Source organism: Naumannella huperziae (assembly GCF_054073625.1).
This window is the reverse complement of sequence record NZ_JBSXPH010000001.1, coordinates 1,043,441-1,066,424: the sequence shown is the minus strand read 5'-3', so window position 1 is coordinate 1,066,424 and position 22,984 is coordinate 1,043,441. Positions and strand designations below refer to the sequence as shown.

General features: G+C 70.8%; 18 protein-coding genes and 1 pseudogene. 4 read left to right on the top strand and 15 right to left on the bottom strand.

All coding sequences use genetic code 11. The features are described 5' to 3' along the window. Positions 1-89: 89 nt before the first annotated feature. The 12 genes and pseudogenes from ACXDC7_RS05040 to ACXDC7_RS04985 form a co-directional block, all read right to left on the bottom strand. A pseudogene (locus ACXDC7_RS05040) lies at positions 90-860 on the bottom strand (NADH-quinone oxidoreductase subunit J); the annotation flags it as partial. Next, a complete protein-coding gene (nuoI, locus tag ACXDC7_RS05035) occupies positions 857-1,468 on the bottom strand; it encodes an NADH-quinone oxidoreductase subunit NuoI (protein ID WP_179444542.1) in 612 nt (203 codons plus the stop codon). The gene nuoI and the pseudogene ACXDC7_RS05040, both read right to left, overlap by 4 nt. After that, positions 1,468-2,832, bottom strand: coding sequence for an NADH-quinone oxidoreductase subunit NuoH (gene nuoH / locus ACXDC7_RS05030; protein WP_459221414.1), 1,365 nt, complete (start codon positions 2,830-2,832; stop codon positions 1,468-1,470). The genes nuoI and nuoH overlap by 1 nt, the downstream gene beginning before the upstream one ends. After that, positions 2,832-5,291 carry an NADH-quinone oxidoreductase subunit G gene (locus ACXDC7_RS05025; RefSeq protein WP_459221413.1) on the bottom strand — a complete coding sequence of 820 codons (2,460 nt, stop codon included), beginning with the start codon at positions 5,289-5,291 and terminating at the stop codon, positions 2,832-2,834. The genes nuoH and ACXDC7_RS05025 overlap by 1 nt, the downstream gene beginning before the upstream one ends. Beyond that, complete coding sequence (nuoF, locus tag ACXDC7_RS05020) at positions 5,288-6,619, bottom strand: NADH-quinone oxidoreductase subunit NuoF (RefSeq protein WP_179444545.1); 1,332 nt, start codon at positions 6,617-6,619, stop codon at positions 5,288-5,290. Before nuoF ends, ACXDC7_RS05025 begins: the two co-directional genes overlap by 4 nt. Further along, positions 6,616-7,398 carry an NADH-quinone oxidoreductase subunit NuoE gene (nuoE, locus tag ACXDC7_RS05015; protein ID WP_425487396.1) on the bottom strand — a complete coding sequence of 261 codons (783 nt, stop codon included), beginning with the start codon at positions 7,396-7,398 and terminating at the stop codon, positions 6,616-6,618. Before nuoE ends, nuoF begins: the two co-directional genes overlap by 4 nt. Further along, the gene (locus ACXDC7_RS05010) at positions 7,395-8,756 is read right to left on the bottom strand and encodes an NADH-quinone oxidoreductase subunit D (protein ID WP_179444546.1); all 1,362 of its coding nucleotides are present in this window, start codon (positions 8,754-8,756) and stop codon (positions 7,395-7,397) included. Before ACXDC7_RS05010 ends, nuoE begins: the two co-directional genes overlap by 4 nt. After that, positions 8,756-9,532 carry an NADH-quinone oxidoreductase subunit C gene (locus ACXDC7_RS05005; protein WP_459222803.1) on the bottom strand — a complete coding sequence of 259 codons (777 nt, stop codon included), beginning with the start codon at positions 9,530-9,532 and terminating at the stop codon, positions 8,756-8,758. Before ACXDC7_RS05005 ends, ACXDC7_RS05010 begins: the two co-directional genes overlap by 1 nt. Before the next feature lie 77 nt (positions 9,533-9,609). Next, positions 9,610-10,164: a NuoB/complex I 20 kDa subunit family protein gene (locus ACXDC7_RS05000; RefSeq protein ID WP_179444548.1), complete on the bottom strand. Its 555-nt coding sequence runs from the start codon at positions 10,162-10,164 to the stop codon at positions 9,610-9,612. A 23-nt stretch (positions 10,165-10,187) separates the two neighbouring features. Further along, positions 10,188-10,550 carry an NADH-quinone oxidoreductase subunit A gene (locus ACXDC7_RS04995; protein ID WP_179444549.1) on the bottom strand — a complete coding sequence of 121 codons (363 nt, stop codon included), beginning with the start codon at positions 10,548-10,550 and terminating at the stop codon, positions 10,188-10,190. Positions 10,551-10,593: 43 nt separating this feature from the next. Continuing rightward, positions 10,594-11,868, bottom strand: a complete 1,275-nt coding sequence (locus ACXDC7_RS04990; protein ID WP_179444550.1) for a geranylgeranyl reductase family protein — start codon at positions 11,866-11,868, stop codon at positions 10,594-10,596. 182 nt (positions 11,869-12,050) lie between these two features. Then, positions 12,051-12,362, bottom strand: a complete 312-nt coding sequence (locus ACXDC7_RS04985; RefSeq protein ID WP_179444551.1) for a hypothetical protein — start codon at positions 12,360-12,362, stop codon at positions 12,051-12,053. A 199-nt stretch (positions 12,363-12,561) separates the two neighbouring features. Between ACXDC7_RS04985 and ACXDC7_RS04980 the strand changes: the two genes are divergently transcribed. Both ACXDC7_RS04980 and ACXDC7_RS04975 read left to right on the top strand, forming a co-directional pair. Next, on the top strand, positions 12,562-14,616 hold the full coding sequence (locus ACXDC7_RS04980; RefSeq protein ID WP_459221412.1) for a right-handed parallel beta-helix repeat-containing protein: 2,055 nt from the start codon (positions 12,562-12,564) through the stop codon (positions 14,614-14,616). 7 nt (positions 14,617-14,623) lie between these two features. Continuing rightward, entirely contained in the window at positions 14,624-16,975 is a 2,352-nt protein-coding gene (locus ACXDC7_RS04975) for an alpha-L-fucosidase (RefSeq protein WP_459221411.1), read from the top strand. On the opposite strand, the gene ACXDC7_RS04970 is transcribed toward ACXDC7_RS04975, so the two are convergent. The 3 genes from ACXDC7_RS04970 to ACXDC7_RS04960 form a co-directional block, all read right to left on the bottom strand. Beyond that, positions 16,966-18,000 carry an AraC family transcriptional regulator gene (locus ACXDC7_RS04970; RefSeq protein WP_179444553.1) on the bottom strand — a complete coding sequence of 345 codons (1,035 nt, stop codon included), beginning with the start codon at positions 17,998-18,000 and terminating at the stop codon, positions 16,966-16,968. The genes ACXDC7_RS04975 and ACXDC7_RS04970 overlap by 10 nt on opposite strands. A gap of 252 nt (positions 18,001-18,252) precedes the next feature. Beyond that, entirely contained in the window at positions 18,253-19,821 is a 1,569-nt protein-coding gene (locus ACXDC7_RS04965; RefSeq protein ID WP_459221410.1) for a DUF6297 family protein, read from the bottom strand. Between the two features lie 2 nt (positions 19,822-19,823). Continuing rightward, on the bottom strand, positions 19,824-20,474 hold the full coding sequence (locus ACXDC7_RS04960; RefSeq protein WP_179444555.1) for an ABC transporter ATP-binding protein: 651 nt from the start codon (positions 20,472-20,474) through the stop codon (positions 19,824-19,826). A gap of 99 nt (positions 20,475-20,573) precedes the next feature. Here ACXDC7_RS04960 and ACXDC7_RS04955 point away from each other — a divergent pair, with 99 nt between their 5' ends. Continuing rightward, a complete protein-coding gene (locus ACXDC7_RS04955) occupies positions 20,574-21,275 on the top strand; it encodes a demethylmenaquinone methyltransferase (protein WP_179444556.1) in 702 nt (233 codons plus the stop codon). After that, complete coding sequence (locus ACXDC7_RS04950; protein WP_459221409.1) at positions 21,272-22,978, top strand: TM0106 family RecB-like putative nuclease; 1,707 nt, start codon at positions 21,272-21,274, stop codon at positions 22,976-22,978. Before ACXDC7_RS04955 ends, ACXDC7_RS04950 begins: the two co-directional genes overlap by 4 nt. The last annotated feature ends 6 nt before the right edge of the window (positions 22,979-22,984 follow it).

Below are 22,984 nucleotides of genomic sequence, written 5' to 3'. Positions count from 1 at the left end.
AGGGGGCCATGATCCTTCGGCTCGTCGGCGCCGACGGACTGCCGCGGGCCGAGATCGGACCCGGCGATGCCGACCTCGTCGCTGTCCTGGATCGCGGCGAGCGTCCGCGCGGTGGGCGCGGCGACCTCGCGGGCATCCAGCACCTGGCCGCGGGCCCGCAGGGTCTCCGAGACCGAGGTGGGCGCCGGGCTGCCGTCCGGCAGCAGCGCCGGCACGTCGACCGCATTGCGCCGGGCGTAGACGCCGGGCGTCGGCAGCGGCCCCGGGTGCTCGCCGGTCTCGGCGTAGCGCCGCATCCGGTCGCGCATCCGCTCGCCCTGGCTGCGATGCGGGCTGAGCCGCTCGCGGTGGGCGAGGATCAGCGCGGCGACCGTGGCGGTCAGCAGCAGCGCACCGGCGGCCTGGAAGAGCACCACATAGCGGCCGAAGATCAGCTCGGCGAGCCCGTTGACGTTGGTACCGCGGGCGGCATTGGCCTCGACCAGGCCGACGGGCGGGTTGACGAAGGCGCTGCCGATGGCGCCGATCAGCAGCACGATGATCGCCAGCGCGGCGAGCGCGGCCAGCACCCGCTGCCCCCGCAGCACCTCGACCAGCGAGTCACGGGAGTCGACGCCGACGAGCATCACGACGAAGACGAAGAGCATCAAGATCGCGCCGGTGTAGACGATGATCTGCACGGCGAACAGGAACGGCGCGTCCAGGGCGGCGTACTGCACCGCGAGCGACATCATCACCGTCGCCAGGCACAGCGCCGAGTGCACCGGTTTGCGCGACACCACCATGCCCAGCGCCGCGAGGATCATCACCGGCGCGAGCAGCCAGAAGGCGACCGCCTGGCCGGTCAGCATCGCGGTCATCGCCCGCGCCCCTTGCTGCCCGCGCGTTCGGCGCGCTCCTCGGCCCGGTACTCCTCGACCTGGGCGTCGCTCGGCGACGTGCCCGGCAGGCCGAGGAAGTAGGCCTGCTCGTCGTCGCCGAGCTCGCGGGCGTGCGGCGGGGCCTGCATGCCCGGCAGCAGCGGGGCCAGCAGCCGGTCCTTCTCATAGATCATGGCCTCGCGCGAGCTGTCGGACAGCTCGAACTCCCGGGTCATGGTGAGCGCCCGGGTCGGGCACGCCTCGATGCACAACCCGCACAGGATGCAGCGCAGGTAGTTGATCTGGTACACCGCGCCGTAGCGCTCGCCCGGGGAGTAGCGCGCCTCCTCGGTGTTCTGCGCGCCCTCCACATAGATCGCATCGGCCGGGCAGGCCCAGGCACACAGCTCGCAGCCGACGCACTTCTCCAGCCCGTCCGCCCAGCGGTTCAACTGGTGCCGCCCGTGGAACCGGGGCGCACCGACCTCCTCGGCCGAGCCACGCCCGTGGCCGCGCTTGCGCCCGGTCGGGTAGTCCTCGGTGAAGGTCTTTTGGAACATGGTCCGAAATGTCACCCCGAACCCTGCCCATGCATCGAGGATGCCCATCAGAGCTCCTCCCTCTCGTTGCTCCGGTCGGTCGGTCGGTCATCGGCCTGCCCGCGCGGCGGCGTACCGGTCGCCCGGTCCGCGACCGACTCACCGGGCAGTACGCCGGACAGCTCCGGCAGCTCCTGGCCCGCGCGCGGCGGCACCGGGTAGCCGCCGGCGAAGGCGTCGAAACTGCCGTCGGCATCGGTGTCTGCCGCCGCATCGGTCTCGTCGTCCCCGCCGCGGCCGCCGAACATCACCACCGCGAACAACACGATCAGCAGGACCGCGGAGATCACATACAGCGGCTGGCTCGGGCCCTCGCTCCAGAAGGCGCGCAGGACGGCGACCATCATCAGCCAGATCACCGACAGCGGGATCAGCCAGTACCAGCCCAGCTTCATGAACTGGTCGTAGCGGAACCGCGGCAGCGTACCGCGCAGCCAGACGAAGACGAAGATGAACAACAAGATCTTGAGCGTGAACCAGACCGGGCCGAGCCACGGGTTGTTCAGCACCGGGATCATGCTGAACGGCCACGGCGCCAGGTAGCCGCCGAGGAACAGCGTGGTGGCCAGCGCCGACACCGTCACCATGTTGATGTACTCGGCGAGGAAGAACATCGCGAACCGCATGCCCGAGTATTCGGTGTGGAAGCCGCCGACCAGCTCGCCCTCGGCCTCCGGCAGGTCGAACGGCGCCCGGTTGGTCTCGCCGACCATCGAGATCAGATAGATCACGAAGGACGGGAAGAGCAGGGCGAAGTACCAGCCCTGCAGCGGCGTCTGCAGGTTCAGGAACGGGATCACGAAGGGCTGCGCCTGGGACTCGACGATGTCGACGGTGGACATCGACTGCGCGTAGAGGAAGACGCCGACCAGCGACAGACCCATCGCGATCTCGTAGGAGATCATCTGGGCGCTGGAACGCAGGCCGCCGAGCAGCGAGTAGGTCGACCCGCCGGACCAGCCGGCGAGCACGATGCCGTAGATGCCGATCGAGGCGAGCGCCAGCACCAACAACACACCGACCGGGGTGTCGACCAGTTGCAGCCGGGTGGTCAGCCCGCCGGGCAGCGTGACCTCGCCACCGAAGGGCATCACCGCGAAGACGGTGAAGGCGGGGATCGCGATCAGGTAGGGCGCGATGTTGAAGACGATCTTGTCGGCATTCTTCGGCCGGAAGTCCTCCTTGAACATCAGCTTCATGCCGTCGGCGAGCGACTGCAGCGAGCCGAACGGGCCGTTCATCGTCGGGCCCTGCCGATGCTGCATCTTGCCGACGACCTTGCGCTCGAACACGATGTTGAACAGCGTGATCACCAGCAAGAAGACGAAGATCGCCAGCGCCTTGATCAGTACCAGCCACCACGGATCGTTCATCAGCGCTCTCCCTCCACGGCGCTCGCCGCACCCAGCGGATCGACCCGGACCACATCGCCCGGCGCCGCGCGCAGCCCGTCGGCCAGCGACAGGCCCGGTGCGTTGTACGGCAGCCAGACGACGCCCGGCAACATCCCCGGCACCACCTCGACCGCGAACTCCAGGGCGCCCTCCCGGCTGACCCGGGCGGTCTCGCCGTCGGCCAGCCCGAGCGACTGCGCCGTCTCCGGCCCGACCTTCAGCACGGGCCGGCGGGCCGTGGCGAGCAGGTGCTCCTCGTGATCATTGGACCGGGAGTTGTCGATCATGGTCCGCCAGGTGGCGAGCACCGCCTCCCCCGGCCCCAGGTCGCCGGGCGCCAGCGCGTCCAGCGCCTCGGCCCGCGGGTCGGCCGCACGCTCGCCCTCCCATGCGCCGAGCTCGTCGAACTCGGCCTTCGCCTGTTCCGGGGTACGCACCCCGAGCGGTCGGCCGAGCCCGTCGGCCAGCGCCGCCAGGATCCGCAGATCGGTCATCGTGTTCCGGGCCGTGATCGCGCGCTCCAGGCGACGCTCGCGGCCCTCCCAGTTCAGGAAGTGCCCGTAGCGCTCCTCGACCAGCGCGATCGGCAGCACCACATCGGCCCGCTGGGCCGCCTCGGACAGCCGCGCCTCGATGCTGACCACGAAGCCGGCCTCCTCCAGCCCGGCGCGCGCGGCGGCGGGATCGGCGAAGTCGCCCGGCTCCAGGCCGGCAACGACCAGCGCGGCCAGCTCGCCGTCGGCGGCCGCGCGCAACTGGGCGTCGGCGGACAGCCCGCGGGCCGTCGGCAGCGAGGGCGTACCCCACACGGCCTGGGTGTCGACGCGCGCGGCCGGGTCGCTCAGCGGGCGGCCACCGGGCAACAGCCCGGGCAGACAGCCCGCGTCCACCGCACCCCGATCGCCCGCGCGGCGGGGGATCCAGGCGAGCCGGGCGCCGGTGCGCTCGGTGAGCGCGACCAGCGCGCTCAGCGCGCCCGGGCTGGTCGCCGCGCGCTCGCCGACGAGCACGATCGAGCCGGGGCCGAGTTCGGGCGTACCGTCGCTGCCGATCCGGTCCAGCGCCCGTGCCTCCAGGCCCGGCACCGTCGGCTCGACGGTCGCGCCGAGCTTGGCCGAGCCCCAGCTCGCGTACGGGGCCAGGGTGGTGATCGGCAGGCCGTTCTTGCGGTACGCCTTGCGCAGCCGCAGGAACACCGCACCGGCCTCGTCCTCGGGCTCGAAGCCGACCAGCAGCACCTGGTCGGCGCGCTCCAGGTCGTCGAAGGTGACCTCCATCGGGCGGCCCGCGACCCAGCCGGCGAGGAACTGCTCCTCCTCGGCCGAGTTCGGCCGGGAGCGGAAGTCGATCGAGTTCGTGCCCAGCACGGCGCGGGCGAACTTGGCGTACCCGTAGGCGTCCTCCAGCGTCAGCCGGCCGCCGGTCAGCACGCCGACCGAATCCCCGGCCGCCGCCAGCCCGGCGACCGCGGCGTCGATGGCCTCCGGCCAGGACGCGGGGCGCAGTTCGCCGTCGGTGCGCACCAGCGGCGAGGTCAGCCGGTCCGGGCCACGGCCGGAGCGGAAGGCGAACCGGTCGCGGTCGGTGATCCACTCCTCGTTCACGGCGGGCTCGTCGCCGGCCAGCCGGCGCATCACCTGGCCGCGCCGGTGGTCGACCCGGATGGCCGACCCGCAGCCGTCCAGCTCCGAGACCGACGGCGTGGAGACCAGGTCGAAGGGCCGGGAGCGGAAGCGGTACGCCGTCGAGGTCAGCGCGCCGACCGGGCAGATCTGGATCACATTGCCGGAGAAGTAGCTGTCATAGGGCTGCTCCTCGTAGATGCCGACCTGCTGCAGCGCGCCGCGCTCGACGAGCGCGATGAACGGGTCGCCGGAGACCTGCTCGGAGAACCGGGTGCAGCGGGCGCACAGGATGCAGCGCTCGCGGTCGAGCAGCACCTCGGCGGAGATGCTGATCGGCTTGGGGAAGGTACGCTTCACCGCCTCGAAGCGGGTCTCGCCGCCGCCGTTGGACATCGCCTGGTTCTGCAGCGGGCACTCGCCGCCCTTGTCGCAGATCGGGCAGTCCAGCGGGTGATTGATCAACAGCAGCTCCATCATCCCCTTCTGCGCCTTGTCGGCGACCGGGGAGGTGAGCTGCGTCCTGACCACCATGCCGGGCGCGACCTCAAGGGTGCAGGAGGCCTGCGGCTTCGGCATCCCACGGCCGTTGCCGGCATCGGGCACCTCGACCAGGCACTGGCGGCAGGCGCCGACCGGGTCCAGCAGCGGGTGATCGCAGAACCGCGGGATCGCGGTGCCGATCATCTCGGCGGCCCGGATCACCAGCGTGCCCTTGGGCACCGAGACCTCGGTGTCGTCGATGGTCAGCGTGACGAGTTCTTCGACCTGGCCGCCCACCTGCTCGTCCGCCTGCGGCTTGTTGGTCACCGTCATGCGTGTGCTCCCGTCGTCGCGGTCCGGGCGGGCGCCGCGAACAGCGCGCTGCGCTCGTAGGGGAACAGCTCCCACGCCGGGGTGTGGAAGCCCTGCTCGAACTCCTCGCGGAAGTACTTGATCGCCGAGGTCAGGCAGGCGACCGCGCCGTCGGCGAGCGCGCAGAACGAGCGGCCGCCGATGTTCTCGCACAGGTCGAGCATCTTCTCGATGTCGCCCTCGCGGCCCTCGCCGGCCTCGATCCGCATCAGGATCTGCACCAGCCACCACGAGCCCTCCCGGCACGGGGTGCACTTGCCGCAGGACTCGTGCTTGTAGAACTCGATCCAGCGCAGCGTGCTGCGGACCACCGAGGTGGTCTCGTCGAAGCACTGCAGCGCCTTGGTGCCGAGCATCGTGCCGGCCCCGGCCATCCCCTCGTAGTCCAGCGGGATGTCCAGATGCTCGTCGGTGAGGATCGGTGTCGACGATCCGCCGGGGGTCCAGAACTTCAGTTGGTGGCCCTCGCGCATCCCGCCGGTCAGTTCCAGCAGCTCGCGCAGGGTGATCCCGAGCGGCGCCTCGACCTGGCCGGGCCGGGCGACGTGCCCGGACAGCGAGTACAGCGTCATCCCCTTGGACTTCTCGGTGCCCATCGAGGCAAACCATTCCGGTCCGTTGGCGATGATCGGCGGCACCGACGCGATCGACTCGACGTTGTTGATCACCGTCGGGCTGGCGTACAAGCCGGCGACCGCCGGGAACGGCGGGCGCAGCCGCGGCTGCCCGCGCCGACCCTCCAGCGAGTCCAGCAGTGCCGTCTCCTCGCCGCAGATGTAGGCACCGGCGCCGCTGTGCACGGTGACCTCCAGGTCATAGCCCGAGCCCAGGATGTTCTTGCCCGCATAGCCGGCGGAGTACGCCTCGGCGACCGCCTGCTGCAGCCGGCGGGCGACGTGCAGCACCTCGCCGCGGACGTAGATGAACGCATGCGAGGCACCGATCGCATAGGAGGAGATGATCACGCCCTCGACCAGCGTGTGCGGGCTGGCCATCATCAGCGGGATGTCCTTGCAGGTGCCCGGTTCCGATTCGTCGGCGTTCACCACGAGGTACTTCGGGTTCGGGTTGTCCTTGGGAATGAACGACCACTTCATGCCCGTCGGGAAGCCGGCACCGCCGCGGCCGCGCAGGCCGGAGTCCTTGACCTCGGCGACGATCTCGTCCGGGGCCATCCGCAACGCGCGCCGCAGTGCGGCGTACCCGCCGGTGCGTTCGTAGTTGTTGATCTTCCACGCGCGCTCGTCGGCCCAGTTGGCGCTGAGCACCGGGGTGATCGGATCGGTCACTTCGCGCTTCCTTCCTCGCGGTCGGTCCCGGCGTCGGCATCCGGCCCGCCTGCCCGGCCGGGCGCCTCGGGGGCGTGCCAGCCGCGCTCGTTGGCGATCTCCAGGCCGAGCAGCGACTCGGGCCCGGCGGCCGGGCCCTGGTCCGCGCGGCCGTCGCCGAAGCCGGCCAGCACCCGCTCGGCCTCGCGCCAGCTCGTGATCTCAGCGCCGCGCGGCGAGGCGACCGGCTGGTCGGCGCGCAGCGCGTCGACCAGGGCCACCGCCGATTCCGGATTCATGTTGTCGAAGAACTCCCAGTTGACCATCATCACCGGTGCGTAGTCGCAGGCGGCATTGCACTCGACATGCTCCAGCGTGATCGCGCCGTCGGCGGTCGTCTCGTCCAGCCCGACGCCGAGATGGTCCTGCAGGCCGGCCAGCAGCGCGTCGCCGCCCATGATCGCGCACAGCGCCGTGGTGCAGACACCGACCAGGTGCTTGCCCACCGGCTTGCGCTTGTACATCGTGTAGAAGGTCACGACGCCGCTCACCTCGGCCACCGAGATCTCGCAGATCTCCGCGCACGCCTCCATCGCCGAGGTGGTGATCCGCCCGAGCTGGCTCTGGCACAGGTGCAGCATCGGCAGCAGCGCCGACCGCTTCTGCGGGTAGCGCGCGGCGATCTCGCGCAGTTCGACCAGGGTCTGCTCGGTGAGCGAACCCCGACCGCCGTTGTCGGCATCGTCGTCGTAGATGTCGTAGCCGCCGGAGTCGGGGAAATAGGTCTGGAAATGGCTCACCGGTCCACGCCCCCCATCACCGGGTCGATCGAGGCGACCGCGACCACCACATCGGAGACCATCGACCCCTCGCAGACCGCGGGCACCGCCTGCAGGTTGTTGAAGCTCGGGTCGCGGAAGTGCGCGCGCCAGGGCCGCGTACCGCCGTCGGAGACCACATGCGCGCCCATCTCGCCCTTGGGCGACTCGATCGGCACGTACGCCTGACCGGGCGGGACCCGGAAGCCCTCGGTGACCAGCTTGAAGTGGTGGATCAGGGCCTCCATCGACTCGCCCATGATGTGCTTGATGTGCTCGGGGCTGTTGCCCAGCCCGTCATTGCCGAGGGAGAGCTGTGCGGGCCAGGCGATCTTCGGATCGTCGACCATCACCGGCTGCCCCGCGGTCGCCTTCAGCCGCTCGAAGGCCTGCTTGACGATCCGCAGCGACTGCCACATCTCCTCCTGGCGCACCCGGAACCGTCCGTAGGCATCCGCGGTGTCCCAGGTCGGCACGTCGAACTCATAGGTCTCGTAGCCGCAGTAGGGCTGGGACTTGCGCAGGTCCCAGCCGAAGTCGGCCGAGCGCAGCATCGGCCCGGTGATGCCGAGCGCCATGCAGGAGGCCAGGTCGAGCTTGCCGACGCCGCCGAGCCGGCCGATGAAGATCGGGTTCTCGTTGCAGAACGCGGCATACTCCGGCAGCCGCTGCTCCAGCCAGGCGATCGTGTCGGCGATCTGGTCCATCCCGTGATCATCGACGTCGACCGCGACGCCGCCCGGACGGAAGTAGGCGTTGTTCATCCGCAGCCCGGTGACGGCCTCGAACACGTCGAGGATCTTCTCCCGGTCGCGGAAGCCGATCGTCATCACGGTCAGCGCGCCGATCTCCATGCCGCCGGTCGCGATGCAGACCAGGTGGGAGGAGATCCGGTTCAGCTCCATCATCAACACCCGCAGGATGTTCGCCCGCTCCGGGATGTCGGCCTCGATGCCCAGCAGCCGCTCCACGCTGAGGACGTAGGCGGCCTCCTGGTAGAACGGCGTCAGGTAGTCCATCCGGGTGCAGAAGGTGACGCCCTGGGTGAAGGTACGCACCTCCATGTTCTTCTCGATGCCGGTGTGCAGGTAGCCGATGCCGCACCGGGCCTCGACCACCGACTCCCCCTCCAGCTCCAGGATCAGCCGCAACACACCGTGCGTCGACGGGTGCTGCGGGCCCATGTTGACCACCAGCCGCTCGTCGCCGCGCTCGGCCTGGGCCGCGACGATGGCGTCCCAGTCCGCGCCGGAGGCGGTGTAGACAGTGCCTTCCACCGCCTCGTCGGTCGGGGCGGCGTAGGGGTCGAACTGCTGATCGGTCTGCGTCTCGGTGCTCATCAGGCATAGCTCCTGCGCTCGTCGGGCGGCGGGATCGTCGCCCCCTTGTACTCGACGGGAATCCCGCCGAGCGGGTAGTCCTTGCGCTGCGGGTGGCCGGGCCAGTCGTCCGGCATAAGGATCCGGGTCAGGGCCGGGTGATCATCGAAGATCACGCCGAACATGTCCCAGGTCTCGCGCTCGTGCCAGTCGGCGGCCGGATAGGTGCCGACCACCGACGGGATGTGCGGATCGGCATCGGGGCAGGTCACCTCGACGCGCAGCCGCCGATTGTGGGTCATCGACTGCAGGTGGTACGCCACATGCAGCTCGGCGCCCACGTGCTCGGGGTAGTTGACGCCCGACACCGACGCGCAGTGCTCGAAGCGCAGCCAGGCATCGTCGCGCAGGACCGGCGCCAGCTCGGCCAGCTTCTCCCGCGGCACCAGCAGCGTCAGCTCGCCGCGGTCGACGACGACCTCGGCGACCGCTCCGGGCACCAGCTCGGCGACCCGGTCCACGACCTCGTCGAACCAGCCGCCGTAGGGGCGCGGCGAGCCGGCCGGGGGCTCGACCACCCGGCGTACCCGGCCATAACCGGAGGTGTCGCCGGAGCCGCGACCGCTGCCCCACATGCCCCGGCGGACCTTGGTCGCACCGCCGACGCCCGCGCGCTGCTCGATCGCGCTCTGCTCGGCCGAGACCGCGATCTCCGGCGTCTCGTCGCCGGCCGGCGCGTCCTCGCGCTCGACGCCCGCCTTCGGCGCGGACTCCGCCGCGTCCGGCTTGTCGTCGATGGTCTTGCCGGTCTCGGGCTTCTGGCCGGTCTCGGGCTTCTGGCCGGTCTCGGGCTTCTCCTCGGGGGTCTTGTCGCTCACCGCAGCAGCCCCTTCATCTCGTGCGTCGGCGTGGCCGTCAGCGCCTCGCGCTCGCGCTCGGTGATCTCGGCCTCGGCATTCGAGCCGATCTTCTGCCGCTGGACGATCTCGCGCAGCTTGAACATCCCGTCGATCAACATCTCCGGACGCGGCGGGCAGCCGGGCACGTACATGTCGACCGGCACCACGTGATCGACGCCCTGGACGATCGCGTAGTTGTTGAACATGCCGCCGGAGCTGGCGCACACGCCCATCGAGAGCACGAACTTCGGGTTCGGCATCTGGTCATAGATCTGGCGCAGCACCGGCGCCATCTTCTGGCTGACCCGGCCGGCGACGATCATCAGGTCGGCCTGCCGCGGGGAGGCGCGGAACACCTCCTGGCCCCAGCGGCCGGAGTCGTAGCGCGGCGCACCGTAGGTCATCATCTCGATCGCGCAGCAGGCGAGCCCGAAGGTCGCCGGCCAGAACGAGGCCTGGCGCATCCAGCCGAACAGGCCCTCGACGGTCGTCAGCAGCACGCCGCTGGGGAGCTTCTCCTCAACACCCATCTCTCAGTTCCCTTCCCCAGCCCTCAGTCCCATTCGAGACCGCCGCGGCGGAGTTCGTAGAAGTAGGCGATCATCACCACGGCCACGAAGATCACGACCTGGACCAGGGCGAAGGTGCCGAGCTGGTTGCTGCTCACCGCCCACGGATACAAGAAGACGATCTCGATGTCGAAGATGATGAACATCATCGCCGTGACGTAGTACTTGACAGGGAACCGGCCGCCGCCCACCGGCTGCGGGGTCGGCTCGATGCCGCACTCGTAGGAGTCGTACTTGGCGCGGTTCCAGCGCTGCGGCCCGACGAGCATGCTGGTGATCACCGAGACCGCGACGAAGCCCGCAGCTATCACCAACAGCACCAGCAGTGGTGCGTACGGATCGTTCATGCCCGTCCTTCCCGGTTCGTCCCGCTCGTCATCGCCCCGGCGCTCATGCTGACGGGGCGATCTTGGAGAGGCCGTTGATGATCTTGTCCATCGCGTCGCCGTCGGAGGCGTCGGTCAGGTTGGCCAGCAGCTTCAGCGTGAAGCGCATCAGGGTACGCCGCGGCAGACCGTAGCGGGTACACAGCCGCATCACCTGCGGATTGCCGATCAGCTTCACGAAGATGGTGCCGAGCCGGTAGTAGCCGCCGAGGCGGTCCGACAGGGCGGTCGGGTAGCCGCGCAGGGCGCGCTCGGCGCTCGGCGTACCCACCCCGCGGTAGTGGGCCTCGGCGATCGCGTCGGCGGCCAGCTCGGCCGACTCCATGGCGTACGCGATGCCCTCGCCGTTGAACGGATTGACCATGCCGCCCGCATCGCCGATCAACAACAGCCCGCGGGTGTAGTGCGGCGTGCGGTTGAAACCCATCGGCAGGGCGGCGCCGCGGACCGGGATGGTCCGGTTCTGCTCGCGGAAGCCCCACTCGGCGGGAGTGTTGTCCAGCCAGCGCTGGAGCAGGTCCTTGTAGTCGGTCTTGCCGAAGGCCGAGGAGGTGTTCAGGATGCCGAGGCCGACATTGCAGGTGCCGTCGCCCATCCCGAAGATCCAGCCGTAGCCCGGGAGCAGATCGGACTGACCCGGCTTGCCGTCCCACAGCTCCAGCCACGACTCGAGGTAGTCGTCGTTGGTCCGCGGGCTCGTGTAGTAGGTCCGCACGGCCACGCCCATCGGCCGGTTGTCCTTCTTCTGCAGGCCCATCGCGACGCTCAGCCGGGTCGAGTTGCCGTCGGCGGCGACCACCAGCGGAGCGAGGAAGGTACGCCCGTCTCGCGTCCGGACGCCCCGGATCCGGCCCGTGCGCTCGTCGAGGACCGGCTCGGTGACATTGCAGTTCTCCAGCATCTTCGCCCCCGCGGCCACCGCATGCTTGGCCAGCAGGTCGTCGAAGTCGGCGCGCGGGCGGACCAGGCCGTAGGGCGGGAAGTCCGTCAGGTCGGGCCAGTTCAGTTCGAACGGCCGGTCGCCGCCGTAGATCCGCAGGCCCTTGTTGTGCAGCCAACCCGCCTGCTCGGAGGTGTCGATCCCGAGGCGGATGAGCTGCCGGGTGGCGCGCGGGGTGAGGCCGTCGCCGCAGACCTTCTCGCGCGGGAAGGCAGACTTCTCCAACAGCAGCACGTCGAGACCGCGGCGGGCCAGGTAGGCGGCGGCCGTCGAGCCTGCCGGCCCGGCCCCGACGACGATGACGTCGGCCTCCGCCTCCGCGGCGAGACCCTGGGTCATTGCAACTCCTGCTCGTGAGAACTGCTCGTGAAAGAGTTCACTAACTCGTCAGCAGTCTAGGCCCTCCGTACGCCGCCGCGCATCCGGCACGACGCCGGCGTACCCGGCCTTGACTAGGGAAAATGCCGCCGATTTTCGCAACGCTCGTGTTGATGAAATTGACCGGGGCACGCGCGCGGCGGTCAGCCGTCCCGGCGCAGCCGATCTTCCAGGATCGCCGCCTGCACGCGCAGCGCGCCCAGCAACTCGTGATCCTCCACCGCCGTGGCCTGCAACTCCCACCGGGCGCCGTCGCCGTCGCGCACCTTGACCAGCGCGGCCACGCCGACCGCACCGTCGGGAAGATCGAGATAGGCGACGCGACCCGACACCGCCGGGTAGCCCTCGGGCGCGGTCGCGGCTCGGGGTGTCCTGGCCCGCGCGGGGTCCCCGGCCGCCTCGACGTCACTGCCCCAGCCGGCCGAGCGGGCGGCCGTCAACGGTTCAGGTTCCATGGTGCTTCGACTTCTCTCGCGGTTCGACACGTTCGCCCCGAAGCGTAACCGGGCCGACGGGAAGCGCAACCCCGGCGGCGGCGGCATCCGGCGGACGAAGCCGTTCATGATCAAATCTCATCCGGCCTCCGACCACCCTTGCAATCATCCAACCAATGCTGCTTGGATGCTGGGAAAGCGCTCGATGAGGAGTAGCCCCATGCCGATCCCCCCACGCCACGACGTCGCTCGCCCGCGCCGCCGAATCGGCCTTCGCCTGGCCGGCGCCATCCTCGCGACGGCCATCCCGATCGCTCTCGTCGGCTTCCCGGGCAGCGCCGAGAGCGCCCCCAGAGGTCGGACCTGGACGGTCGACCAGGTCCGGGGAACCGAGCAGCAGAACCGCACCGGCCTGCCGGGCAACGGCAGCCGGGGCCGACCGTTCGCCACCATCGCCGATTGCGCGGCACAGGCCCGCCCGGGCGATGTCTGCGAGATCGGCGACGGCACCTACCGCGAGACGGTGCGGCCCGCGCGCTCGGGATCGCCCGGCTCCCCGATCACCTTCCGGAAGGCTCCCCGGGCGAAGAAGGTGGTGATCAGCGGCGCCGATCCCGTCACGGGTTGGGAACGCGATGCCGAGAACCCGCGGCTGTGGTCGGCGCCCGCCGACCTCGCGCCCGGCTACGACGCCACCGTCGATCCCGACAACACCACCCTGGCGGCCAACCAGATCTTCGCCGACGGGACCGCACTGCCCGAGGCCCAGTTCCCCAACACCGGCCTGGACCCCATGGAACCGACCTTCGCCAAGGTCTCCGCGGTGACCACCGGCGGCGCCGAGGGCACCTTCACCGCCCGCTCGTTGCCGAGCGGCCTCGGCGATCTGACGGGCGCCTCGATCACCTTCTTCGGCGGCTGGACGGCCCTGTCCGGCGAGGTCACCGCCAACGACGGTCAGGCGATCTCCTATGCGCTGCCGCCGGCGGACCCACCTCTCTACCCCCAGGCCGGCGGCGACTACAGCAATGTCAACTTCCGGTTGATCGGCAAGCGCGCCTTCCTCGACGCCGAGCACGAGTGGTTCTACGACGCGGCGGCAAAACGCCTGTCGATGATCACCGACGGCACCGCCCCGGCCCGGATCGAGGCCAAGCAGCGCAACTATGCGGTCGACCTCGCCGGGCGTACCGACATCGAACTGACCGGATTGTCGATCAACGCGGCCACGGTACGCACCGACGACGACTCGGCCCGAATCAAGATCACAGGCCTCGATGCGCGCTATGTCTCGCATTTCATGACCGCGCAGTACGACGACTCACTGCCCTACCACGGCGCCTACGACGCGGCGCACAAGATGGACACCGGGATCATCCTGCGCGGCCGCGACAACACGCTGGCCGACTCGCGCATCGCACTGTCGACGGGTTCCGGGGTGGCAGTGTCGGGCAGCGGGCACACCGTGACCAACAACCTGATCACCGACATCGCCTACGGCGGCTACTACACCGCGCCGGTCACCGTGCAGGGTGGGTCGTCGAATCTCACGATCACCCGCAACACCATGTACGGCGCCGGTCGCGACGGCATCAACGTGAACAGCAACGTGCCCGAACTGCAGTCGCTCACCGACAGCGAGATCGCCTACAACGACATCTCCGCCTACGCCGTCACCCAGTCCGACCTGGGCGGCCTCTACGTCTGCTGCACGGTCGACATGACCGACACCCGGGTGAGCTACAACCGGATCCACGACCCCGCGACGGCCGGCGTCGGCATCTACATCGACAACTACAGCTTCAATCCGCTGATCGATCACAACGTGGTGGACTCCGGCCCCAGCCCGGCCCTGATGCTGAACGGCGGCAAGAACTACCGGATCTTCAACAACACGGTCGTCGACGCCGGCGACATGTGGTTCACCTACCGGATCACCGATCTGACCGGGACCGTCGCGCGCAACAACGTGCTGACGTCGAAGATCGACGCCGCCCAGCCCAACGGCACCTTCGACCACAACCTGACCGGTGCGCCGAGCCAGACCTGGGTCGACGCGGACGGCGATGACTTCCGGCTCGCGCCGAACTCACCCGCGCGCGGCGCCGGTGTCGCCATTCCCGGCATCACCCGCCCGGACAGCGGGCCGGCCGATCTCGGCGCCTACGAAGGCGACGACGCCTGGACCGCCGGCTGCGACCGCGCCCGTCCCGGGTGCGACAGCGCCGATGCGCCGGACTACACCGGTGCGGTGATCACCCCCGACCCCGAGTGAGGAAACCGTGAGCGACAACGAACCCCTCCGTCGGGGGCGTCCCCGATTCGCACGCCTGCTGGCCGTCACCGCCGCCACCACCCTGGTCGCAACGCTCGCCCCCGGCGCCGCCCGCGCGGCCGGGAGCGATGCCGCCAATGTCGGCTTCGGCGGCTCGCTGGTCGGCACGCAGGCCTACACCACCGCCGGTGATGAGGTGCTGCGCGGCACCCTGCGCCGGATGGACGGCGGCGAGGAACAACTCGCCGGCGTCGGCGTGCGACTGGCCGGCGGCAGCCAGGGCATCCGCGTCGAGCCCTCGGAACTGTCGCTCGGCACGGACACCGCGACCACCGGTTTCCTCGCCGAGATGCGCTTCACGCCCGCGGGCGGCGCCGGGGAGCTGGCCACGCTGTTCTCCGCCGGCGGCGGCCTGCAGGTTCGCGCCCAGGGCGGCAGCCTCAGCTACGGCTTCGACTATCGCGATGGCGCGAGCTGGACCCGGGCCTCGCGCAGCGTGCCGCTGCCCACCGCGGGCACCGAGCACAACCTGGCGCTGGACTACCGGCCGACGGGCGGCGGTGGCGCCGCGCTCCGGGTCTGGCTGGACGGGACCGAGCTGCCGACCGCCCAGGGGGCGCCCTTCGCCGTGGCCGACCCGTCGGCTTTCGGCTTCGGCAACGACGTCCACCCCGCGGCCGGCAATCGCGGCTTCCCGGGCGACCTGCGCCGGATCCGGCTGGCGCCGGCGCCGGCATCGGCCGACTACGACAACTTCGAGTTCCAGCCGTCCGGGCCCACGGAGCCCGAACCCGAACCCGAGTGCACGCCGCTGAACGCCGAGCCGTCGGTCGCGATCTCGGTGAGCCCCGCCGACTGCACCGAGAACATCGTTCGGAAGGCCTCGCTGATCAGGCCGACGCCGCAGCAGTACGCGTGGCAGCGCGACGAGCTGAGCGCCTTCATCCACTTCGGGATCAACACGTTCTACGACCAGGAGTGGGGCCACGGCACCGAGGACCCGGCCCGGTTCGACCCGACCGACCTCGACACCGACCAGTGGGCCCGAGAGCTCGCCGACGCCGGCTTCCAGCGGGTCATCCTCACCGTGAAGCACCACGACGGCTTCCTGCTCTACCCCTCGCGCTATTCCGATCACTCCGTGGCCGCGAGCCCGTGGCGCGACGGCCGGGGCGACCTGGTCCGCGAGTTCGTCGACTCGGCACGCAAGTACGACCTCAAGATCGGCTTCTACCTCTCCCCCGCCGACTCCAACCAGGAGCTGAAGGGTGTCTTCGGCAACGGTTCGCCGCGCTCGGAGCGGGTGATCCCGACCCCCGTTCCCGGCGACGACCGCACCGGCGGCCCGACGTTCACCTACCAGGCAACCGATTACGGCGCCTACTTCCTGAACACGCTGTATGAGGTGCTGACCCAGTACGGCGAGGTCAGCGAGGTGTGGTTCGACGGCGCGCAGGGCAACACGGGCGCGACGGAGACCTACGACTACGAGGCGTTCTACGACCTGATCGGCGAGCTGCAACCCGATGCGGTGATCGCCGTCGGCGGCAACGACGTGCGTTGGGTGGGCAACGAGGCCGGCATCGCGCGCGAGAACGAGTGGGGCCCGGTTCCGGTCCAGGTCAAAGCGTCGAGCCGCGTCGACTATGCCGACACCTACGACAACCCGGCCACCGGCAGCCGGGAGAACCTGATCGAGACCGTACGGGCGGACCAGGCCGACGAGATCCGCTGGTGGCCGGCCGAAGCCGACTTCAAGCTGACCCAGGGCTGGTTCGCCCACCCGAACGACCGGCCGAAGTCCACGACCGAGCTGATGGACATCTACGAGAAGTCGGTCGGGCGCAATTCGGTCTTCCTGATGAATGTCCCGCCGACCACCACCGGCCGGTTCTCCGAGGCATCGGTCGCCGCGCTGCGGGCCTTCCGCACCGAGCTGGACCGGGTCTATGGCACCGATCTGGCCGCCGGGCGTCCCGTGATCACCCGCGACACCGCCGAGCGCGCGCGGGCCGGCCGGGCCGTCGGCGAGCGGACCGCGATCACCGACGGGGATCCCCTGACCGCCTGGAGTTCCGGGCAGGTCGGCGCCGGATCGGTGGAGATCGATCTCGGCGGCGCGCGCCGGGTGTCGCGCTTCCGGTTGGCCGAGGAGGTGTCCGAGCACGGCCAGCAGGTCGAGTCGTTCACCGTCGAGGCGCGCGTCGACGGCCAGTGGCGCACGGTGGCCGAGCGCGGTTCGATCGGGATGAGCCGGATCATCCGGCTCGACACCCCGGTCAACGCCGACAAGGTCCGGGTCAGCGTGACGGGCTCGCGGGCACCGGCGTACCTGGCGCAGGTGAGCGTCTACGGATGAGCCGACCCTACGCCGGGCGCGGTCGTGCTCCGGCGTACCGCGCTCGGGTTGCGCCCCGTCCAGCGCCGCACCAACCGGGTCAGCGCGGCCGGTTCGCTCAGCCCGACCAGGTCGGCGATCTGGCGAAACTGCAGGTCGGTACGCCGGATCAGGTCGAGCGCATTGTCCCGGCGTACCTCGTCGACCAGGTCGGCGAACCGCAGCCCCTCCCGGGCGAGCCGGCGCTGCAGGGTACGCGGATGCATCCCCAAGGTGGCGGCGACGGCCTCCAGCCGGATCAGTGAGCTGCCCAGCGCCCCCTCGATGACCAGCCGAACCTGGTCACCGACGCGCGGCTCGGCGGGCCCGAAGGTGGCCTCCAGGTGGGCCAGCGCCAGATGGCGCAGCCGGGAGTCGCCGCCGGTCGGCGCCGATGCGCCGAGCCCGTTCGGCACCCACAGCACCGACGCCGGCCGATTGAACGACACCTCGGCGCCGAAGAAGTCCCGGTAGCGCTGCCGAGACGACTGCGGCGGGTGCGGCAGGTGCACCGAGACCAGGCCGTAGGGGCCGCCGGCCAGCGCGAGCACGATCCGGTGGAACACCCCGACGCCGAACTCGCAGCCCTGTGGGCCCGCCCGCTCGCTCTCGTAGCGCAGACCCGCGACGGCGGATCCCTCGTCGTGGTCGGCGACCAGGAAGACCCGGATCGCCGGTGAATGGATGAACAGGTAGCGCGAGGCCAGCTCGAGCGCCTCGTCCAGGGTCGAGGAGTTCTCCAGCACCAGCGCCAGCGGCCCGAGCATCTCCGGTCCGTGCCGCTCGGCGAGCGTCAGACCGAAATCGGAGCGGCCGGTGGCCTCGGCCCCGGCCTCGATCAGTGCCGCCGCATCGTCGGCCCGGATCAGTTCCGAGCCGTGGGTCGGCGGTCCGGCGACCTCGAGCAACTCCGGCGGTACGCCGTGGCGGCGCGCGAGAGCAGCGCCGTCGGCGCCCAACTCATCGACCAGCGCAGGCAGCCCGCGCAGCGCTGCCGCGCGGATCATGGTGGCCATCGTCGCCCCCGCATGAATGACGACGATAGTTCTGATCGCCGCACACCGATACGCCGCGGCCGGCCCGCGGGCCGAGGTTGTCGCCGACGGTCAAAGCAATGTCGCGAAAGGTCAAACGTGACCGGCCGCCTCGGTGCAGACTGGAACACGTCCCGCATCGGTGTTGCCCGGCCCGATGAGCCCCACGTTGTCCCCCGAGGCGTCGGGGCCCCGCGGCCGCTGCACCGGTGCGGGACGCCTGACTCAGCGCCGCTCGGCATCCATCCGGCGCCGCTGTTCGGCCTGCTGGCGCTGCAACTCCTCCATGTTCACCCCGCCCCCGAACAGGACGATCGCGGTGATCACCGCGATCAGTAGCGAGATCACCATCGGCAGCCCGAAGACCAGCGGAATGGTGATCAGGAACGCCACCTCGAAGCCTCGGACCAGGTTGCCGATCATGCCGGTCGGCAGCGAGCCGATCGGGCTCGCCACCGCGGGAGCCTGATAGTTGGCGGGCTTCGCGGTGATCCAGCGGACGGCCGCCAACAGGCCAGCCGCGGCGGTGATCACGGCCACCTCGACCGCCTCCAGCAACGGGCGCCCGCCCGCGCCGAGGCCGACATAGGCGGGAACGGTGGCCACGGCGTACACGATCGCGACCACCGCGGGCACGAGCACCTGCGCGATCCGGATCCGGGAGCCGGCGAAGGGCAGCGCCCGGGCGATCCCGGGACTTCGCGAGAGGACCCGCAGGCCGCCGAGCATCGGCACCAGCGCCCAGAACAGGGCGATCGCGGTGAGGGGCGAGGCGACGGTGCCCAGGCCGAGCGCGGCGGCCGCATAGGGCACGACGACGGCCACCACGGGACCGATCAGCACCTGCGGCCGGCGCAGCAGCCGCTGCAGATCGCGCCAGACCAGGGCGGACGGGCCCTGGCCGCGGCCGCGGGTCGGCCGGACGTGGCCGCGTTCCTTGGCCCGCTGCTCGGTCAGGATGTCGTGGGCGAGGCCGAAGTCGAGCGCGAACAACGAGCCCGACAGGCCCTTCACCAAGGCACCGCCGCTGGTCAACCGGACCCGGCGGATCGCCGTCAGCCGGGCCCGCGCCAGCACCGCGGAGATGATCAACACCAGCAAGGAGGCGGCCGCGATCACGAACGCGAGTTGCACCTCCACGGCGGGTGCGATCGCCAGGCGTACCCAGTCGGCGGCGATCGCCACCACCAGAAGGATTGCCGCGAGTGCGGACAGCCCGAACGCCACCTCGGCGAGCCGGACGAAGATGGTCCGCTCGGCCCCCTGCTCGGCCGCGGCGAAGGCGGTCAGCGCGGCGGCGGCGAGCCCGCTCGCCAGGGCCCAGGCGATCACGCCCGCGGGTTGGGTGCCGGTGAGCAGGGTGATCAGCGCGCCCGCCGCTGCCCCGATGCCGGTCGCCGCCGCGAGCACTCCCGCCAACCGGCCGGTGAGCAGGCGGCCGCGATCGACCGGCGCGTCCATCAACCAGAAACCTTCGGCGGTCGAGGCGACCACCGGCCCGAAGAGCCGCGCGACCGCGATCGCGATCGCCACCACGCCCGCCCAGGTGGCCACCGGCAACAGGGTGCGCGCGGCCAGGCAGGAGCCCTCGGCGCATTGGCTCGCCGTCACCTGGGCGGTCAGCAGCACGTTGATCAACATGGCGCCGATCACCACGACCGCGAAGATCAATACGTAGGCATCGGAGAGCGCCTCGGACAGCTTCTTGGTGGCGCGTCCCTGGCGCCATTCGCGGATCTGGTCGCGCAGCTCGCGTTCCAGGCCGCGCCCGGGCGGCGAGGTGGTGATCTTCATGCTCATCCGCGCGGCCCGCCGAGCTCGACGGTGCGGGTGGCAACGTGCTCGCTGAGCACCGGGTCGTGGGTGGCCATCACGATCGCCACTCCGGCCTCCCGGTCGGCCTTCAGGCGTTCGGCCAGCCAGGCCACGCCCTCGACGTCGAGGCGCTGCTCCGGCTCGTCCAGGACCAGCAGCCGGGCCGGCCGGACGAAGGCCGTGGCCAGGGCGAGACGCCGGCGCTGGCCCGAGGAGAGCGTGCCGGGCAACTGACCCGACTGGCCGACGAGCTGCACCTCGTGCAGCACGGCGTCGACCAACTCGTCGGCATCGTCGACGCCGTGGGCGCGGGCCAACAGGTCGAGGTGCTCGACGACGCTGAGGTCGGGAAAGAAGTCCAGGTCGTCGATCACCACGGCAAGATCACGCCGGATCCGTGGGTCGGTCTCGCTGACCCGCGTCCCGTCCAGTTCGACGCTGCCCTCGTCGGCGCTGTCGGCGCCGACCAGGCAGCGCAGCACCGTCGACTTGCCCGCGCCGTTGCGGCCCGTCAGTGCGACGGCCTCGCCGGGTCGCACGGCGAGATTGAAGTTGTCCACGATGGTGACGGGTCCGTACCTGCGGGTGAGCTTCTTCACCTCGAGCACGGGGCGCGAGTCGCGTTTGGCCATGAGGGCGATTGTGCCGCGTCCGGGCCGATTCACCGACTCGGGCGGCGGCGCCGTCGTCCATCGCTGGCTGTCGGGTCGTTCTGCGAAGATGGGGCGGTGATGCAGACCGGTTATCGCGCCTCCCTGACCAAGCGCCGCGGCGAGGTCGCGGCCATGTTCGACCGCGTCGCCGACCGCTATGACCTGACCAACGATGTGTTGTCGCTCGGGCTGGCGCCCACCTGGCGGGCGGCGACCGTGCGCGCCGTCGACCCGCGGCCGGGCATGCGGATCCTCGATCTGGCCGCGGGCACCGGCACCTCGACGCGCCCGCTCGCCGACGCCGGGGCGGTGGGCGTACCGGCAGACCTGTCGCTCGGCATGTTGCGGGCCGGGAAGGGCCGCCAGCCCGATCTGCCGTTCGTGGCCGCCGACGCGCTGGCCCTGCCCTTCGCCGACGACGCCTTCGATGCCGTCACGATGTCGTTCGGGCTGCGCAATGTCGAGGACACCTCGGCGGCGCTGCGCGAGCTGCGGCGCGTGACCCGCCCGGGCGGGCGGCTGGTGGTCTGTGAGTTCTCGACGCCGACCTGGGGGCCGTTCCGAGAGGCCTACACCGGCTATCTGCTCGCCGCCCTGCCAGCCATCGCCCGGGCCACCTCCTCCAATCCCGACGCCTACGTCTACCTGGCCGAGTCGATCCGGGCCTGGCCGGACCAGCGCGGGCTCGCCGACCTGATCGCGGGGGCGGGGTGGGGCGAGGTCGCCTGGAACAACCTCTCGGGCGGCATCGTCGCCCTGCACCGCGCCACGGCGAGATGAGCGCTGGGTTCCTGCTCGACTCCTACGCCGCGCGCTCGTGCGCGGTGAAGACCCACAATCGTTTCGACGCCACCGTGCCGCCGCAGCCGGCCGGCGACGAGTCGCTGCCCGAGGTGTTCGCCGGCGGCGCCGAGCATGCGCGCCAGATGCTCGATGCGTTGGCCGACGCGGTGCCGGCGACCATCGACCTGCGCGGGATCGACTCGCCCACCGAGCGCACCGCCCGCACGGCCGACGCGATCGCGCTGGGGCTTTCATTGATCATCGCCGGCAGCCCGCCGGTCGATGGCCTCGGCCGCCGCACGGGCCGGCCGGCGGCGCTGCTGCGCGGCCCGAACCGGGCCGACGGCACGGCGGGCTACTTCCCGGTGCTGACCCGGTTCGGCAAACTCACCGAGCGCCGCCGTCAGTCCCGGCCCAGCGAGGCCGCCGAGGGCGCGGTGATCAGGATCGCCGCGCTCACCCGACCGGAGTTCTCGGCCAGCCGCGGCGATCCGGAACGATCATGGCGAACCCGCAACGAGGGCCTGCTGCTGCAGGCCGCCCACCACTGGCGGATGCTGCAGGCCGCCGGCTGGGCGGCCGGCGGGCCGCCCCGGGCGGCGCTGATCGGCACCGATCGCCGCGTCACCTGGATCGACCTGGGCCAGGCCTTCCTGCGCACCTATTCGGCGTCCAGCCCGACGGGTTGGCGGCTGCGCTCGCCGCTGGAGCGCTATGACCACGAGTTCCGGTTCCGGGTCAAGGTGGCCAAGGTCGCGCTGCGGCGTACCGGCGGCCCGCAGGACCCGGCACCACTGGTTCGGCCGATCCGGATCCGCGAATGCGATCACTGCGTCTGGTGGGAGAACTGCCGCGGGCAGCTCGACGATGATGATCTTTCGCTACGGATCGACAAGAGCCCGCTGGACATCCGCGAGATCTCGGCGCTGCGCGGCCTCGGCGTCGAGACCGTGCATGACCTGGTCGGGGCAGATCTGGACCGGCTCAAGATCGACTACCTGCCGCTGGTGCGGCACCGTCCGGGTGCCGAACGGCGGCTCGAACTGGCCGCCCGGCGGGCCGACCTGCTCGCCCGCGACGTCGCCCTCGAGCGGCTGACCAGCGGCCCGATCGAGGTGCCCGCGGCCGACGTCGAGATCGACCTCGACATCGAGACGTCGCGCTCCGAACGCGTGTACCTGTGGGGTTTCCGGGTGCACGACGTCGCCGCGGGCAGCCCGCCGGAGTTCGTCGAGTTCTCCGCCTGGTGGGAGCTGGACGCGCGCGGCGAGCGAGCGCTGGCGGTGCGGGCGATCCGCTGGCTGCGGCAACTGGTGGCGTCCGGGCGTACCGTCCGGGTCTATCACTATTCCGACTACGAGGTGGTCCAGCTCCGCCGGCTCGCCGCCGCCGGCGATCCGGAGCTGGCCTGGGCGCTGGAGTTCGCGCGCGAGGGATTCTGCGATCTGTACCGGGTGGTGGCCGATCACTACTTCGGCGCCCACGGACTCGGGTTGAAGACGGTCGCGACGCGCGGTGCCGGGTTCACCTGGCGCGACGAGGATCCGGGCGGGCTGAATTCGCTGACCTGGTTCGACGAGGCGGTGCATGCCGTCGATCCGGCCGAACGAGCCGCGGCCCGGGCCCGGGTGCTGGCCTACAACGAGGACGATGTGACCGCGACCTGGCAATTGCGCCGCTGGCTGCGCGAGCAGCAATGATCATCG

Excerpts from the sequence above, each read along its gene's own strand:
- nuoI (WP_179444542.1), bottom strand. The coding sequence starts at position 1,468 with ATGGGCATCCTCGATGCATGGGCAGGGTTCGGGGTGACATTTCGGACC.
- nuoH (WP_459221414.1), bottom strand. The coding sequence starts at position 2,832 with ATGAACGATCCGTGGTGGCTGGTACTGATCAAGGCGCTGGCGATCTTC.
- ACXDC7_RS05025 (WP_459221413.1), bottom strand. The coding sequence starts at position 5,291 with ATGACGGTGACCAACAAGCCGCAGGCGGACGAGCAGGTGGGCGGCCAG.
- ACXDC7_RS05010 (WP_179444546.1), bottom strand. The coding sequence starts at position 8,756 with ATGAGCACCGAGACGCAGACCGATCAGCAGTTCGACCCCTACGCCGCC.
- ACXDC7_RS05000 (WP_179444548.1), bottom strand. The coding sequence starts at position 10,164 with ATGGGTGTTGAGGAGAAGCTCCCCAGCGGCGTGCTGCTGACGACCGTC.
- ACXDC7_RS04995 (WP_179444549.1), bottom strand. The coding sequence starts at position 10,550 with ATGAACGATCCGTACGCACCACTGCTGGTGCTGTTGGTGATAGCTGCG.
- ACXDC7_RS04990 (WP_179444550.1), bottom strand. The coding sequence starts at position 11,868 with ATGACCCAGGGTCTCGCCGCGGAGGCGGAGGCCGACGTCATCGTCGTC.
- ACXDC7_RS04985 (WP_179444551.1), bottom strand. The coding sequence starts at position 12,362 with ATGGAACCTGAACCGTTGACGGCCGCCCGCTCGGCCGGCTGGGGCAGT.
- ACXDC7_RS04980 (WP_459221412.1), top strand. The coding sequence starts at position 12,562 with ATGCCGATCCCCCCACGCCACGACGTCGCTCGCCCGCGCCGCCGAATC.
- ACXDC7_RS04970 (WP_179444553.1), bottom strand. The coding sequence starts at position 18,000 with ATGATCCGCGCGGCAGCGCTGCGCGGGCTGCCTGCGCTGGTCGATGAG.
- ACXDC7_RS04965 (WP_459221410.1), bottom strand. The coding sequence starts at position 19,821 with ATGAAGATCACCACCTCGCCGCCCGGGCGCGGCCTGGAACGCGAGCTG.
- ACXDC7_RS04960 (WP_179444555.1), bottom strand. The coding sequence starts at position 20,474 with ATGGCCAAACGCGACTCGCGCCCCGTGCTCGAGGTGAAGAAGCTCACC.
- ACXDC7_RS04955 (WP_179444556.1), top strand. The coding sequence starts at position 20,574 with ATGCAGACCGGTTATCGCGCCTCCCTGACCAAGCGCCGCGGCGAGGTC.
- ACXDC7_RS04950 (WP_459221409.1), top strand. The coding sequence starts at position 21,272 with ATGAGCGCTGGGTTCCTGCTCGACTCCTACGCCGCGCGCTCGTGCGCG.